Origin of the sequence: Streptomyces sp. NPDC019443, from assembly GCF_044389785.1 — a bacterium.
GTDB lineage: Bacteria > Actinomycetota > Actinomycetes > Streptomycetales > Streptomycetaceae > Streptomyces.
Genome location: NZ_JBIRYJ010000019.1, coordinates 45,787 through 59,996 on the forward strand (window position 1 = coordinate 45,787; position 14,210 = coordinate 59,996).

Annotated in this window: 17 protein-coding genes and 2 pseudogenes; 6 read left to right on the forward strand and 13 right to left on the reverse strand. The window is 69.2% G+C overall.

What is annotated here, in order from left to right; all coding sequences use genetic code 11:
• Nucleotides 1–82: 82 nt before the first annotated feature.
• Nucleotides 83–787: a TVP38/TMEM64 family protein gene (locus ACH492_RS35065; protein WP_398992703.1), complete on the reverse strand. Its 705-nt coding sequence runs from the start codon at nucleotides 785–787 to the stop codon at nucleotides 83–85.
• 49 nt (nucleotides 788–836) lie between these two features.
• Between ACH492_RS35065 and ACH492_RS35070 the strand changes: the two genes are divergently transcribed.
• From ACH492_RS35070 to ACH492_RS35080, 3 genes are all read left to right on the forward strand, one after another.
• Nucleotides 837–1,535: a DNA alkylation repair protein gene (locus tag ACH492_RS35070; RefSeq protein ID WP_398992705.1), complete on the forward strand. Its 699-nt coding sequence runs from the start codon at nucleotides 837–839 to the stop codon at nucleotides 1,533–1,535.
• Nucleotides 1,536–1,822: 287 nt separating this feature from the next.
• On the forward strand, nucleotides 1,823–2,992 hold the full coding sequence (gene tuf, locus ACH492_RS35075) for an elongation factor Tu (protein ID WP_398992707.1): 1,170 nt from the start codon (nucleotides 1,823–1,825) through the stop codon (nucleotides 2,990–2,992).
• A 70-nt stretch (nucleotides 2,993–3,062) separates the two neighbouring features.
• Nucleotides 3,063–3,908 carry a spermidine synthase gene (locus tag ACH492_RS35080; protein ID WP_398992709.1) on the forward strand — a complete coding sequence of 282 codons (846 nt, stop codon included), beginning with the start codon at nucleotides 3,063–3,065 and terminating at the stop codon, nucleotides 3,906–3,908.
• Here ACH492_RS35080 and ACH492_RS35085 read toward each other — a convergent pair.
• Nucleotides 3,870–4,160: pseudogene (locus ACH492_RS35085) on the reverse strand (MFS transporter); the annotation flags it as partial. The gene ACH492_RS35080 and the pseudogene ACH492_RS35085 overlap by 39 nt on opposite strands.
• A gap of 30 nt (nucleotides 4,161–4,190) precedes the next feature.
• Between ACH492_RS35085 and ACH492_RS35090 the strand changes: the two are divergent.
• Nucleotides 4,191–5,819 (forward strand): recombinase family protein, encoded by a 1,629-nt coding sequence (locus ACH492_RS35090; protein WP_398992711.1) that lies wholly within the window; start codon nucleotides 4,191–4,193, stop codon nucleotides 5,817–5,819.
• Between the two features lie 211 nt (nucleotides 5,820–6,030).
• Here the strand turns inward: ACH492_RS35090 and repSA are convergent, their stop codons facing one another.
• The 11 genes from repSA to ACH492_RS35145 form a co-directional block, all read right to left on the reverse strand.
• Nucleotides 6,031–7,392, reverse strand: a complete 1,362-nt coding sequence (gene repSA, locus ACH492_RS35095; RefSeq protein WP_398992712.1) for a replication initiator protein RepSA — start codon at nucleotides 7,390–7,392, stop codon at nucleotides 6,031–6,033.
• Nucleotides 7,385–7,825 carry an ASCH domain-containing protein gene (locus tag ACH492_RS35100; protein WP_398992714.1) on the reverse strand — a complete coding sequence of 147 codons (441 nt, stop codon included), beginning with the start codon at nucleotides 7,823–7,825 and terminating at the stop codon, nucleotides 7,385–7,387. The genes repSA and ACH492_RS35100 overlap by 8 nt, the downstream gene beginning before the upstream one ends.
• Nucleotides 7,825–9,336, reverse strand: coding sequence for a DNA cytosine methyltransferase (locus ACH492_RS35105; protein WP_398992715.1), 1,512 nt, complete (start codon nucleotides 9,334–9,336; stop codon nucleotides 7,825–7,827). The genes ACH492_RS35100 and ACH492_RS35105 overlap by 1 nt, the downstream gene beginning before the upstream one ends.
• On the reverse strand, nucleotides 9,333–9,569 hold the full coding sequence (locus ACH492_RS35110) for a hypothetical protein (RefSeq protein WP_398992716.1): 237 nt from the start codon (nucleotides 9,567–9,569) through the stop codon (nucleotides 9,333–9,335). Before ACH492_RS35110 ends, ACH492_RS35105 begins: the two co-directional genes overlap by 4 nt.
• 88 nt (nucleotides 9,570–9,657) lie before the next feature.
• Nucleotides 9,658–9,966: a hypothetical protein gene (locus ACH492_RS35115; RefSeq protein WP_398992717.1), complete on the reverse strand. Its 309-nt coding sequence runs from the start codon at nucleotides 9,964–9,966 to the stop codon at nucleotides 9,658–9,660.
• 24 nt (nucleotides 9,967–9,990) lie between these two features.
• Nucleotides 9,991–10,185, reverse strand: a complete 195-nt coding sequence (locus ACH492_RS35120; protein WP_398983807.1) for a hypothetical protein — start codon at nucleotides 10,183–10,185, stop codon at nucleotides 9,991–9,993.
• On the reverse strand, nucleotides 10,182–10,463 hold the full coding sequence (locus tag ACH492_RS35125; RefSeq protein ID WP_398992719.1) for a hypothetical protein: 282 nt from the start codon (nucleotides 10,461–10,463) through the stop codon (nucleotides 10,182–10,184). Before ACH492_RS35125 ends, ACH492_RS35120 begins: the two co-directional genes overlap by 4 nt.
• Nucleotides 10,464–10,481: 18 nt before the next feature.
• Complete coding sequence (locus ACH492_RS35130) at nucleotides 10,482–11,138, reverse strand: DUF2637 domain-containing protein (protein WP_398992720.1); 657 nt, start codon at nucleotides 11,136–11,138, stop codon at nucleotides 10,482–10,484.
• Between the two features lie 82 nt (nucleotides 11,139–11,220).
• Nucleotides 11,221–11,400 carry a hypothetical protein gene (locus ACH492_RS35135; protein WP_398992721.1) on the reverse strand — a complete coding sequence of 60 codons (180 nt, stop codon included), beginning with the start codon at nucleotides 11,398–11,400 and terminating at the stop codon, nucleotides 11,221–11,223.
• Nucleotides 11,401–11,476: 76 nt separating this feature from the next.
• Nucleotides 11,477–12,835, reverse strand: a complete 1,359-nt coding sequence (locus ACH492_RS35140; protein WP_398992723.1) for an FtsK/SpoIIIE domain-containing protein — start codon at nucleotides 12,833–12,835, stop codon at nucleotides 11,477–11,479.
• A gap of 5 nt (nucleotides 12,836–12,840) precedes the next feature.
• Entirely contained in the window at nucleotides 12,841–13,185 is a 345-nt protein-coding gene (locus ACH492_RS35145) for a hypothetical protein (RefSeq protein WP_398992725.1), read from the reverse strand.
• Nucleotides 13,186–13,304: 119 nt separating this feature from the next.
• Between ACH492_RS35145 and ACH492_RS35150 the strand changes: the two genes are divergently transcribed.
• Together ACH492_RS35150 and ACH492_RS35155 are read left to right on the forward strand one after the other, a co-directional pair.
• Nucleotides 13,305–13,709 carry a GntR family transcriptional regulator gene (locus tag ACH492_RS35150; protein WP_398992727.1) on the forward strand — a complete coding sequence of 135 codons (405 nt, stop codon included), beginning with the start codon at nucleotides 13,305–13,307 and terminating at the stop codon, nucleotides 13,707–13,709.
• A gap of 213 nt (nucleotides 13,710–13,922) precedes the next feature.
• Nucleotides 13,923–14,144: pseudogene (locus ACH492_RS35155) on the forward strand (helix-turn-helix domain-containing protein); the annotation flags it as partial.
• Between the last annotated feature and the right edge of the window lie 66 nt (nucleotides 14,145–14,210).

Here is a 14,210-nt window from a genome sequence, read left to right on the forward strand (position 1 = left end):
GGGGAACAAGGGGCGATTTCCCGTACGACAGTTCGACCTGGGAGGGGAGGCGCAATGGCCGTAGGCGCAAGGCGCAGGGGAGTCAGTGACCCCGCAGGCGGTGCCGCTTGCGCCAGGCGATCACGCCCGCGGCAAGGCCGGTCACCACGATGAAACCCATCGCGATCAGAAACGCCGGAGAGGTCGGGGAGCCGGCCCGGCTGCCCGCGACCACATACGCCGCCGTGTTGGGGATCGAGCCGAGTCCCGTCGCCAGCAGGAAGGGCACATACCCCATACGGGAAACGGCGGCGCAGTAGTTGGCCGCGGCGAACGGCACCCCCGGAAAGAGCCGCAGCGCGAGCATCGAGCGGAAGCCGTGCCTGCTCAGCTGGGTGTCGGCCGCTTTCAGCCAGCGGCCCCGCAGCAGCGGCCGCAGCGCGTCCTGCCCCAGCAGCCGGCCGAGCGTGAAGGAGATGCCCGCGCCCAGCACCGTGCCTGCGAGCGCCGAGACCAGGCCGGCCTGCGAGCCGAAGAGCGCGCCCGCCGCCAGATTGAGCAGCGGTCGCGGCACGAAGGCCGCCGTGCACGCCCCGTACGCGACGCCGAACATGACCACCGCCGCGGCGCCGCTCAGCTGCGGCGGCCAGCCGGCCGACAGCAACCGCTGCGGCTCGTACAACACCACCGTCACGGCCGCCGCGGCCAGCACGGCCACGAGCAGCGACAGCCGCGACCACGGCGAGAACAGCGCGCGGGTGCAGCGGACGGCGAGGCCTGATGCGGGCCTGGGGACGGGGTCGAGCATCCGGGGAGACTAACCGACAAAGCGATGTGATCGCCGTAATGTGAGCGCCATGACCCGCGCTGTCCCGCAGAGCGATCTCGCCGACACCGTCATGGCGAGGCTCACCGCCGTGTACCCGACCGGCGCGGACGCGACCCGGGCCGCGGGGGCCGCCGCGTACATGAAGGGCATCGCGCCCTTCCTCGGTCTCTGCACACCCGATCGCCGCGCCCTGTCCCGCACCGTCGTCGAAGGAACCCCGCGGCCCGACGAAGCCGACTGCACGGCGATCGCGCTGCGCTGCTGGGAGCTGCCCGAGCGGGAGTACCACTACTTCGCCGTCGACTATCTGCGCCGCCATGTGGGGCGCTGCTCCTCCGGCTTTCTGCCGACAGTTCGCCGGCTCGTCGTCACCGTCCCCTGGTGGGACACCGTCGACGCGCTCGCCTCGCACGTAGTCGGCCCGCTGGTGAGTGCCGATCCCAGGCTGAAGTCCGCCATGGACGCCTGGATCGACGACGACAATCTGTGGGTCGCGCGCACCGCGCTGCTCCACCAGCTGCGCTACAAGGACGCGACCGACGCCGACCGGCTCTTCTCCTACTGCCTGCGCCGTGCCGACCACCCCGACTTCTTCATCCGCAAGGCGATCGGCTGGTGTCTGCGCGAGTACGCCAAGACGGATCCGGAGGCGGTGCGCGACTTCGTCGACGGCTCTCGCGACCGGCTCGCGCCGCTGTCCGTACGAGAAGCCACCAAACATCTGTGACCTGCTGAACTCCCGTACACGGAAAACCGTTCGACGCGGCCGGGCCCGTGAGCGAATATCGACGACATGTTCCGGTACGCCTTCCTCGCAGCGCCGTCCGCAGTCGCGGACGCGCCGAAGGCTGCCGCATTCCCCGCAGCGGCCGCAGCCGCTGCCGCAGCGCCCTTCGGCGGCGCCCGAAGCTGACCCTTCCCGGATCGTCCGGCGGACCCCACAGGGGGAGGGTCGGCAAGGCCCAGGGGTCCCCATCACGCTTCGAGTTCCGAGGAAATCCGAGGGATACAGCCATGCCCAAGACGGCATACGTGCGCACCAAGCCGCACCTCAACATCGGCACCATGGGCCACGTCGACCACGGCAAGACCACTCTCACCGCCGCCATCACCAAGGTCCTCAGCGAGCGCGGGACCGGCACGTTCGTGCCGTTCGACCGGATCGACCGGGCGCCCGAGGAGGCGCAGCGGGGCATCACCATCAACATCGCGCACGTCGAGTACGAGACCGACACCCGGCACTACGCCCATGTGGACATGCCCGGCCACGCCGACTACATCAAGAACATGGTCACCGGAGCCGCCCAGCTCGACGGGGCGATCCTCGTCGTCTCCGCGCTCGACGGGGTCATGCAGCAGACCGCCGAGCACGTCCTGCTCGCCCGTCAGGTGGGCGTCGACCACATCGTCGTCGCGCTCAACAAGGCGGACGCGGGTGACGACGAGCTCACCGACCTGGTGGAGCTGGAGGTCCGCGAGCTGCTGACGGCCCATGGGTACGGCGGCGACGCCGCGCCGGTCGTCCGGGTGTCGGGACTCAAAGCGCTGGAGGGCGACCCACGCTGGACCGGGGCCGTCGAGGCGCTGCTCGACGCGGTCGACACGTACGTGCCGATGCCCGTCAGGTACACGGACGCGCCGTTCCTGCTCCCGGTGGAGAACGTCCTCACCATCACCGGGCGCGGCACGGTCGTCACCGGCGCCGTCGAGCGCGGCACCGTCCGCGTGGGCGACCGCGTGCAGGTTCTCGGGGCCGACACCGAAACGGTGGTCACGGGACTGGAGACCTTCGGCAAGCCGATGGAGTCCGCGGAGGCCGGGGACAACGTGGCCCTGCTGCTGCGTGGCATGGCGCGCGACGCGGTCCGCCGCGGGCATGTGGTGGCGGCGCCGGGCAGCGTCGTACCGAGCCGGCGCTTCACCGCGCAGGTGTACGTCCTCTCGGGCCGCGAGGGCGGCCGTACCACCCCGGTGTCCACCGGCTACCGGCCGCAGTTCTACATCCGCACCGCGGACGTCGTCGGGGACATCGACCTCGGTGAGTCGGCGGTCGCGCGGCCCGGCGACACGGTCACCATGACCGTCGAACTGGGACGTGACATCCCGCTCGAGCCCGGCCTCGGCTTCGCGATCCGCGAGGGCGGCCGCACGGTCGGCGCCGGTACGGTCACCGCACTGGTCTGATCCGGCCCCGGCCGGCCTCCCGCACCTCACGGGAGGCCGGCCGGGGCACATGTCCGGGCACAATGAGACGGTGAATGAGCAGATCCCGGTCCTTCGCGACGTCGACGGTGGCACCGCCAAGCTGATGCCCGACGTCGACCGGGAGCGGGCCTGGCTGCTGACGGTGAACGGCGCACCCCAGTCCTACGTCGACCTGGACGCGCCCACCCATCTGGAGTTCGAGTACGCCCAGCGCCTCGCCCATGTCGTCGACTGCGCCGCGGACGAGGGCGTACCGCTCGATCTGCTCCACCTCGGCGGCGGCGCGCTGACCCTGCCCCGCTATGTGGCCGCGACCCGGCCCGGCTCGCGCCAGGACGTGGTGGAGGCGGACCGAGGACTGATGGAGCTCGTCGCCGAGCATCTGCCGCTGCCCGCGGGATCGGGCATCGAGGTGCACGGCGCGGATGCCCGCGCCTGGGTCGAAGCGGCCCCCGCGGACTCGGCGGACGTACTGATCGCGGACGTCTTCGGCGGCTCGCGGGTACCGGCCCATCTCACCTCTCTCGAGTACGCACGGGCGGCGGAGCGCGTCCTGCGCCCCGGCGGGATCTACGCCGCCAACCTCGCCGACGGCGCGCCCTTCGCCTTCCTCCGTACCCAACTGGCCACGTACGCCGCGGTGTTCGGCGAGCTTGCGCTGATCGCCGAACCTGCCGTGCTGCGCGGCCGGCGCTTCGGCAACGCCCTGCTGCTCGCCTCGCACATCCCCATCGACACGGCCGCCCTGGCCCGCCGCACCGCCGCCGACGCCTTCCCTGCACGGGTCGAACACGGCCCCTCGCTGACCCGGCTCATCGGCGACGCGAAGGCGGTACGGGACGCGGACGCGGTGGCGTCACCCGAGCCGCCCGACGGCGCTTTCAGCGTCGGCTGAGGGCGTCACGGCAGTGCCCACCGCGACCTCCGTGGTACGGCGGGTCAGATTCCGTACGTCCGGCACGAACAGCACCGCGGCGGTGACCAGCACCACCAGCGCCGCGCACCCCCACAGCGACTCGCGCCGCCCGAACAGGCTTTCCGCGGGACCGGCGAGCGCGGTGGCCAGCGGCAGCATGGCCACGGAGCCGAACCAGTCGTACGCGGAGACCCGGGAGAGCATGTCCTCCGGGATCTCCTGGTGCAGTGCGCAGCGCCCCTCCAAATGTAGCCTTCCTGTATGGCCGACGACCTGGTACGACAAGCCCACTGGGGCAACTTAGAGGGGCAGAACTGGGCCGGACTGGCCCGGCTGTCCACGGAAGAGACCGAAGGCGAGATCACCTCTGGCGACGCGTCAGAAATGACCTCACGGTTCGTGACCGGTAGGGACATCAAGAGCACGGAGGAGCAGGAGAAGGACGGCTGTCGATTCGTCGAGGACCGAGGCGGTCAGTACGTGCACACGTACATGGAGCCCGACACCTCTGCATGGAAGCGCAGGCGGGTACTGCTGCCCGATGGCAGCGTCGGTTACCGCGTCGTGCGGCCTGTGTTTGAAGGAGCGTTGGAAGACCTCAAGCGCGGCAAGGCACCGAATGGCGAGCGCATCGACGGATTGATCGTCTACGACATCGACCGTCTCACCCGAGACCCCCGCCACCTCGAAGACGCGATCGAGACGGTCGAGCACTACCACCGGCCGATCATCGACATCACGGGCACCCTGGATCTGCTGACCGACAACGGGCGTGCCATGGCCCGTGTTGTCGTCGCTATGGCCAACAAGCAATCCGCCGACACCGCCCGCAGGGTGCGCCGTAATCACAAGGCGCGACGGGACAGGGGCATACCCGTGGGCGGAACTCGCCCGTTCGGATGGCAGGAGGACAAGCGCACCCTGCACCCGACCGAGTCCAAACACCTCCGTGCCGCAGCCGAGCGCCTGATCATGGGAGCCAGCTGGCACACGATCGTTGCCGAGTGGAACCGCATGGAGATCACCACGTCTCGGGGCAACCCTTGGACTTGGATTGCCCTCAGGGACGTGATGCGTAATCCGCGCCTGTGCGGCTATCGATCACATAGCGTCGTGGAGTTCGACCAGGAGTCGGGCCGCGAAATCAGGCACATGGTGATCGCTCGCAACGATGAAGGCGAGCCCATCAAGGGCCAATGGGAAGCGATCTTGCAAGTGGCCGAGTGGGAGACCATAGACGAGATCATCGGTGAGGGGCCCATGCGCGGCGGCGGAAGCAACGCCCGCGTCTATCTGTCCACTGGCACTCTCCGCTGTGGCAAAGAGGACTGCGCAGCGCCATTGCGCGCGATGAAGGCCGCACCAAGCCGGAAGAAGCCGGAAGGATACTTCTACTACTGCTGCCCGGCGAAGACCACGGGGAGAGGATGTGGCGGGGTCAAGATCCCAGGACCGGAGACGGACGAGCTGATCAGGAAACTTGTGATTGCCAAGTACGAGGAGGAGGCCGCCGAACGGGAGGCGGTCACGGCCCCGCAGGGGTGGCCGAAGGAAGCCGAACTGGCGAATGCCCGGGAGGACCTTGACGACCTCAAGCAGGCGCGGCGTGCGCGGCAGATCAGTGCTGAGCGGTACTACGCCGACCTTGCCGAGTACGAGGCCGACGAGCGGCGGTTGCTGAAGGAACGCAACGCGTGGCAGCGTCGGGCACTCACAGGCCAGGGCAAGCCTGTCGACATCGTCAAGGAGTGGTATAGGGACGGGATCACTCTGGCGGAGCGTCGCGCCTACGTTGAGCAGACACTGACGGCTGTTGTCGTCCTACCCGTGGGCAGCGGGCACAGGGTGCCCCTGCGGGATCGGTTGGTTCCGCTGTACGCCGAGAGGTAGCCCAGGGAGCGGCCGGGCCGTCACGCCGCACGACGATGGTGGCCGGCCCCACCGCGTGTCGTCACCTCTAGCCCGAGAACAGCGTTCATCCGCCGCCACTTCGCCTCAGACCAGCGAGGCGCTTTACGAGCATGGGCACGCGCCCAGGCCATATCTGCATCATCAACCTGAGAATCATTGGCCGGAGCGGTCGTCAGCGGTCGAACGGCCATCACCACGCTCCGTCTTGGCCAACCGCTTCCATGGCTTCGCGGGCGGTTTCTCGGTTGATGCGGATGTCTTCGGCGATAGAGGCGGCGAGGGCGGATTCTCCGGGTGTGTGGCCGTGCCCGGCGTAGCGCCAGTCGGCGAGGACGAGGGTGGTGTCGGGCTCGGGCAGGCCGAGGGTTCGGCGTTGCTCGGCTGCGCGGTAGTCGGCACGGACCTGGCGTCGTTCGGTGAAGGTGGAGGAGTAGCGGCGACTCTTGGTGAGGAAGTGGGCGCGGAAGCCGAGCATGTGCGCCCAGGCCCACAGCTTGCGGTCCGGGTAGAGGGGATCGAGGTCCCAGCAGGCGCGGATGAGACGGCGTGCGTGGTCGGGTACGCGGTGTTGGTCGAGTTCGGCGAGTTCGCCGACGCGGCGGTCGAGGGTGCCGGTGGTCTCGGCTGCTTTGGTGGCGTATTTGGCGACGTACGCGGCGACCTTCTGTTCGGTGATGTCGTCGCTGTCGAAGGCCGTGATGGGCCGGACGTCGAGCTTCTCGCCCCAGCACAGGGTGCGTGCGGGATGCCCGTCGACGGCGGGCACGGTCACCGTGGTGTACGGATGCTTCCGCGCCTCGCGGATCGCGTCGGTGAGCAGGTCGAGGGTGGCCCACGCCGGGGGCGTGCTGTCGGGCCCGGTCGGTCCGTCGATGCGGATGACGGCGTGGAAGTGGATCGCGCCGCGCTTTTGGAATTCGGCGACCTTGTTGAACGACAGCCGGGCCGATTCCTTGAAGGCCTTCTGTGTGAGTCCGGCTGCGGCGGCGAGTTCGCGGCGGAGCCGGTTGACGAACCGGTGCCACAACTCGCCTGCGTGGTTGTTGAACAGGACCGCGCCCGCGTAGTCGTACGTCGCGGGATCGAGGGCCGTGCCGAGGGCGGGATCGTCCTCGGTGTGGCGGGTGCCGCAGCGGCAGCGGCCGGTGTCGGGGATGTTGTGCACGCGGCCGAATGAGGGCGCGGTCAGGGTGGTGAAGACGCGGGGGCGTTCGCGTACCGCAGCTGGGATGTTCATGGCGTCGTCGCCGGACAGGCCCGCGCGCACCAGGCGGTAGGCGTCTCCGGCGTAGAGGTAGGCGCAGGGTTGGCAGCGGGAGGCGCGGCGGTTGCCGCAGGCGATCCGCAGCCGGCCGCCGGGCTCGTCCTGGGTGGAGTAGGTGTGCAGGACCTGCCCGGTGGTTTTGTCGCGGGTCAGGGACCAGCCGGTGAGGTGGATGGGCTGTGCGCACCCACCGGTCTTGCGGATCTGGTCTTGCCAGCGGTCGAAGTCGGGGGCCGAGGCCACCCTGAGCAGGTCGCCCAGGGTGGTCGGATCGAGCGTGTCAGTCACGGGCAGCCTCCAGCGCGTCGGCGAGGAGCGGGGAGGCGAGCAGGCCGGGCGGCGGGGTCCACAGACCGCGGGCGCCGGGCCAGGACAGCGGCCGGGCGAGCGGGGTCACGTCGGTGAGTCGCCAGTGGTAGCGGCTGCGGGCGGACCAGAGCGTGCACCATCCGTCATCGGTGTGGCAGTCCTCCAGACGGGCCACGGCGACGATCGCGCCCCGCGGGAAGGGACGGCGCAGGAAGGGGCGGGCCATCGGCGCGTCATGGGCGTTGGGGTCGGTGGTGCGTCCGGCGTGGATGAGGACCAGGCCCCGGTGCTCGGTGGGCCAAGTGCGGTTCTCGATCCGCTTGGTTCCGTAGGCGATCGCGCTCGCCCAGGGCTGCCACAGCGTCAGCGCCAGGACCTCGGGCGCGGGGGCCAGTTCGGGGGTGTGGGGCATCAGAGCACCTCCAGCAGGGCGGAGGCGATCCACTGGGCGACGTTGGCGGGCACGGCGTTCCCCGCCTGCTTGGTCTGCTCTCCCCCGTGACCCAGCACCGTGTAGTCGTCGGTGAAGCGCTGGGCGCGCAGGTGCTCGCGGGCGGACAGCATCCGGAAGTAGCAGTCCTCCGGATCGATCTGCTCCGGGGCGCTGTCTGCACCAAGGACTAAGCCAGCCGACTCACGGGTGGCGATGGTGTGCAACGGCGCGGCGGTCGTGGTCGGCCCGCCCCTGCGATACGGAATGACCAAGCCGTGGTGATTACCCCCGGCGGTGATCGCGGCCAGCGGGTCGCCGACACCGCGGGTGGTGGAGCCGCCGCCGCGGTGCTCGGTGATGAACGGCGCGGGCAGCAGCAGGGCTTCACTTTCGCGGGTGGTGCGGGTCCGCATGGGCACGGTGACAGCGGCTGCGTCCGTGTTCCAGCTGCCGCCGACCGGGACCAGCATCGGCGGGATGGCGATGCCGTCGCCGATCCGGACCGTGCGGGTGGGCAGCGGCGCGGCCAGAGCGGGGAACGCGCGGCCGTCGCCCTGGTCGGCGTGGTTGACGGTGACCACGGACGGCACGCGGTGCTTCTCCAGCCCGAGCCGGATCTTGCGCAGGGTGGAGGCTGCCAGCGGCTTCATGCCCTTGGTGGGCCGGTCGCCGATCCGGATCCCGGGGTCGGCCCAGTTGATCGCGCTGGCGGCGGGCCGCACGTACGGCTCCACGATCCGGTAGCGGCAGGCCGTGTTGGGGCAGCGGAAGTCGTACTGCTGCCGGTACTTGCCGATCTTCCGGCCATTGCGCCACGACTGAACCGCTAATACGTCCTGCTCGCAGACCGCGCACCACGCGGGCGGGCGGACATCAAGGTTCGGCGCCCGCAGCTCCCGACGGGTGAAGACGATGAAGATGCGGTCCCGCCACTGCGGGGCGTGCGGGTTGTCCTCCTGGCCGATGTGGGCGGCGGTGACCGAGACGATCTGGTGGCGGAAGCCGAGGATCTCCCAGGCGTGCAGCCACCAGGAGAACAGCGGCCAGGCGATCGCGAAGCGGGGGACGTTCTCACACACCACAGCGTCGAAGTTGTGGACCTCGGCAGCCCGCAGAATGTCGTAGGCGGTGGCCCTGGTCCGCTCCCACGCCGCATCCTGCATCGGCCCTTCCTCCAGCAGATCCAGCTGGCCGGGGGTGGGCGGAGGCTTGGGACGGCTGATGCCGTCGGCAGGGCTGCCCTCGGTGCAGATCGGGGAACCGACAAGGACGCGGGCCTTGGGCAGACGCCGCATGTCGTAGTGGTCCAGATCCACACAGAGGTGCTCGGCCTCGGGAAAGTTGGCCGCATGCGTCTCGATCGCACGTGCCCAGTGATTGGCACCCAGCACCACATCGAACCCGGCACGGCGGAACCCGTCCGAGTCCCCACCGGCACCGCAGAACAGATGGATGGACGTGGGCCGGGAAGTAGCGGATCGGCGCATCATCGGCCTGCCTCCCGCCCGGACGAGGCCACAGCCACGCGGAGGTTCGCGGTCGGGCGGCGGGTGGTGACGAGCCAGTGGGGGGCGGTGCCGGTGCCGTGGCACGCCGGGCAGAGGACGGGCAGGGTGGTGCGGGTGCCGTCCTGGTTGCGGGTGCCGGTGGTGACGGCGACGACGGGGAAGCCGTCGCAGTCGGGGCAGATCCGGGCAGCGCGAACCGTGCGGTCGGGCATCATGGAGATTCCTTCCGGTTGATGAAGTCGGGTAGGGGCTGGGCTGTCCGGGCGGCGGATACTTGGCGGTAGAGGCCGCCCGGAGGGCCGGTCATTTGCGCGGGGCTTTGGGCACCTTCAGGGCGAGGGTGACCAGTCCGCCACCGCCGATCAGGGTGGGAATCGCGGTCTTGACCGCTGCGGCAGTGGCGGCGGCAACCTGCACGAGCGAGAGCACGGCCACCGTGGTGACGTAGACCAGGCCGCAGATGCCGACGGCGGCCACGAGGATCAAGACCACCGGGCCGGTCCATGAGCGGGGCGTGGTGTGGACGATGACGACCGATCGCGGGTCGGCGCCCGGCGGGATCAGGTCGGCCGGGACATGGCCGCTTCGGAGTTGGTCCTCGGGGCGGATCACGGTGGTTCTCCCTTCCGGGTCAGGTCACTTGGTGGTGCCGTTGACGACGTCGACACCGGTCCTGGTGCCGGATTCGATCGCCGGGGCAAGGAAGGTGTCGGCGAGGAGGAAGCCGCCGAGGAGCAGCACGACGATCAGCCAGGTCGGCGGGCGCATGAGCTTGATCCCGAAGTAGCCGACAAGGGCGACCACGAGGACCAGGGGCAGTTCGACGTTCACGCCGGCTCCCCGGATGTGGCCGATGCGGCCTCGGTGGTGGAGTGGCCAGCGGCGTAGGTCTCCACCGCCGCTGCGTAGGTGGTGGCGGCGGCCACCAGTTCCCGGGCGAAGCGCAGTTGAGCAGCGATGGACGTGCTGCTGTTGGCGCTGACCGTGAGCGAGGCGTGCTCGTCCTGCATGGCGAGGATCGGAGTGCGCTCGGTGCCATAGGCGTGGCACATGGCGAACGGCTTGGTGTGCAGGTGCAGGCTCATGGATGCGGCGATGCGGTTCGGCACGACTGGTCTCCTTTCGGATCAGGTGAGGTGAGTGGTGAGCTGGTCGGCCATCGGGCCGGGCACGCCGAGGCGGGCGCGCAGGGTGTCGGCATCAATCGCCGTGCCGGTCGTGGCACGGTGTGCGTCGGCGATCTTGCGGGCGTGCGCCAGCAGCGCAGCGGGCACCGGGACGGCGGGCGGCAGGGCCGGAACCGGATCGGGCTCGGGAGCCATGGCCGTGGCCGGTTCGTCGCGTGTCACGGAGACGACGTCAGAAGCCGGGTCCTGTACCTCAGCAGGAGCGTCGAGCCGGTCTGCCGGGCGTTCGGGGGTGTGGACGAGGAGGGTGCCGCCGAGGAACGCGAGGGCGGGCCAGCCGGCCACCAGGATGCGCAGCCAGTCGGGAACGTCGTTCAGGTCGAGCAGTCCCGCGGTCGCGACGTTCGCCCCGAGGGATGCGGCCAGGGCGACGGTGAACCAGGTCCACGCGGCGCGGGTCGGGCCGCCGTCGGTGCGCAGGATGCGCAGTCGTCGCCAGGCGGCGACCAGGAGCAGGTCGACGCTGATGGGGTAGGCCCAGGCTTTCCAGCCGTCCTGTCCGGCGGCGGCGGCGATGTCGTGCAGGTGGGCGAAGGACAGGGCCCCTGCGATCACGGCTTGGATGAGTACGGCGTCGGGGCGGATCGAGCGGGTCACGGGTCTTCACCTCCTTCACAAGGTGGTTGGGGCCGGGGCCAGGCGGGGCTCACAGGTCCTGCCGCCCGGTCCCGGCGGGGATCTAGTCGGTGGCGGCGTGGCCGGTGCCGAAGCAGGTCAGGCAGAGGGCTTCCTGCCGGTCGGTGCTCTCGCGCTTGCCACGGGTGCCGACCTTGAAGGCTTCGGAGACCTGACCGGTCGTGCAGTCGGGACACGGCTTGGGCTTGGCCGTTCGGCGGGCGGTGCGCTTGGGTGCCGTCACAGGGGTTCTCCTTTCGGACATGGCAGGGGTAGGGACCTGGCGCGAAGCGGTCACGCCGACCGTGTGGAGCGAGGAACTACGGGCCGCTGGGAGCCGCCGCCGGAACGGCCGCCGGTGCAGGGATCGCAGCCTGCGGACGGAACGGGTCCAGGGCCGGGATCTGCGGGGTCAGGTGCGCGAACTCACGGCACACCGCAGCCACTTCACCCAGCGACGTCTTCGGCGTGCGGATGCGGGACCAGCCGCCCGAGGAGTCACCCGCAATCGCGGTACCGGCCCGTTCGGGGGCGATACTGGTCGCGGCGAAGACGGCGAGTTCGTTGATGTCGCCCAGGCCCATCTCTGCGGTCTGCTTGTCGTTGCAGCGATGCACCACGCGGCCGGTGAGCTGAGCACGCAAGGCCGTTGCGCCCTTGCCGAGTTCCGCACCGAAGCGCTGCCCGCACACCTCGAGGTAGATGCCGACCGCGCGGGCCAGCTGCGCGAGACGGACCAGCTGGGTGACCATGCGGTCCCGGCGGGCCGTGTCTGCCCTGGAGGTGATCAGGAACAGTTCGGCAATCTCATCGATCAACACCACGATCGGCACCGGGCGCAGCTTCCTGGGCAGGCCCCAGATGTCGGAGGTGATGTCCTCCAGCGGGGTGCCCGGGGCGATGCCCTGGTGCAGGCACAGCAGGTCGAAGCGCTCTTCCATCTCATCCACGAGGGCGTCCAGCAGTCCGTCTGCCTGATCCGGCGTGATGGCCAACGCGGAGAGCCGCGGGGCGAAGGGACTCTGTTCGACTCCGCGCTTGCAGTCGATGCCGACCAGGGCGACTTCCAGGGGCGCGAGACCTTTGATCAGGCAGCGTTGGTACATCGACTTGCCCGACTTGTTCGCACCGAGCGTGAGGGCGTGCGGGATGTCCTGGTAGTTGCGGACGTAGGGCAGGCCGTCTTCCCGCAGGGCGACCGTCGCGGAGAGCGGTCCGGTGGGCAGTCGGCGCGGCATCCGCACGCGGTCGAGCACGTCGAAGCCGGTCAGGCGCAGATCCACCACACCGGGTTTGATCTCAGTGACGTGGACCGAGTAGATGGCCCAGGCGTGCCGCAGCCGCTCGGCCGATTTGACCACGTCGTCCGGAGCCAGGCCCGCAGCCAGCCGCAGGCGAAGGCGCAGACCGGTGCTGGTAGGGCGGATCCCGCGAATCCTCGGGATTCCGGGGCGGGCGACCTGCTCGCCGGCCGACAGCTTCTTGGCGAAGACCTTCCACCAGTGCGGGGTAACCGTGAGTTCGCAGGCTTCCATCGTGGGGCGGTAGGAGGACAGGACCCGGTACAGAGCGGCCGGAAGACCGACCAACGTCCAGTACACGGCAGGGGCCTTGACGCGGGCCACCAGGAGCAGAGCGGTAGCTATCACCACCAGGACTAAGAGCGTCCCACCGGACATGACGGTCAGCCCTGGCCGTTGGCGGCAGCCGGGACCTGCGCGGCCATCACCGCGGTCGCGCGGTAGCTGATGCCGTGCCCGAAGTCGTTCTCCCACGGGCGGGCCACCAGACCCGGCAGAGCCACCGGCACTCCAGGGAACAGGTCCGGCTGAATGCCATCCTCGGCAACCACGACCGTCACCGCGTCCGGCCGACCGTCCACGATCACGGCCACATTCACGTTGTAAAGAACCTTGCCCGACTGCTTGTCCTTCGCGACCTCACCGGTCTCCCGGTTCTTGACCTTCGGCTCGGGGGCCTGGATGAGCATCACCGTCATCACGGCGGTGTCCACGGGGATCTGACGCATGGCTTGCCTCCTGAGGGGATCGAGGGATGTTGACTACGTACATAGTCGGCTTGGCGTACCTAGTTGTCAAGGCGTTCTTGGCTTGCCTAGTTGAGCGAGTTGCCGCGAAACTGGATTCCGTGACGACCGCGAAGAGAGTGGACATGATCGAGAAGTCCGGCGTACCCGCTTATCTCCAGATCGCCGGGAACCTGCGCGAGCAGATTCAGCAGGGCCTGTTGACGCCCGAGGAGCCGCTTCCGTCGACTGCGGAACTCGGTCGGCAGTACGAAGTGTCAGCGAGCGTCGTCAAGGCCGCGATCAGCGTTCTTCGCACCGAGGGTCTCGTCGTTGGGCAACAAGGGAAGGGGGTGTTCGTCCGCCCCGCCGGCCAGGATCAGCGGCCGGAAGGCGTCGACGACGATGCGCTTGCCGCTCAACTCGGGGAGATCCAGAGCGCGATCCAGGATCTTTCAGGTCGAATGGCTGCGATCGAGGCCGCAGTGTTCCCAAAGAGTTCTCGAACTGGCCGATCCGACAAGTAAGTTCATCCAATTCTGCTCGGATGACACTCATCCGGCGCAGCAGGGCCTTTCTCTGATCTTGGGTCCGTGTCATTGCTAACCACTCCGTCTCTGGAGGCTCCGCCCCTGGCTAGCGGGCTTGCATCCATTGACGCTCAGTAGCCGCAACATCGCTATGGACCGGATGTGGACACGAGATCGGCCGGGTAACTGTCCACACGGGAGGGATGAATCTTGGCCCAGGAGCCCCGAAAGCTCACTCCTACCAGATCCGCTCAGGATCTTCTCGGCGCGGAACTCCGGCACTGGCGCAAGGTTCGAGGCCTCTCGCAGGACGAGGTTGGCGCGCGAGTCTTCACCAGCGGCGACACGTTAAGCAAGGTAGAGGGCGCAAAGCGCTTTCCATCACGGGAAGTGGTTGAGGGCTGCGACGTAGTCCTTGGCACTGGCGGGATCTTGACTCGGCTATGGGATCTTGCAGACGCCCAGCGTCTTGACGGGCGCACACGGTCAGCCAAGCAG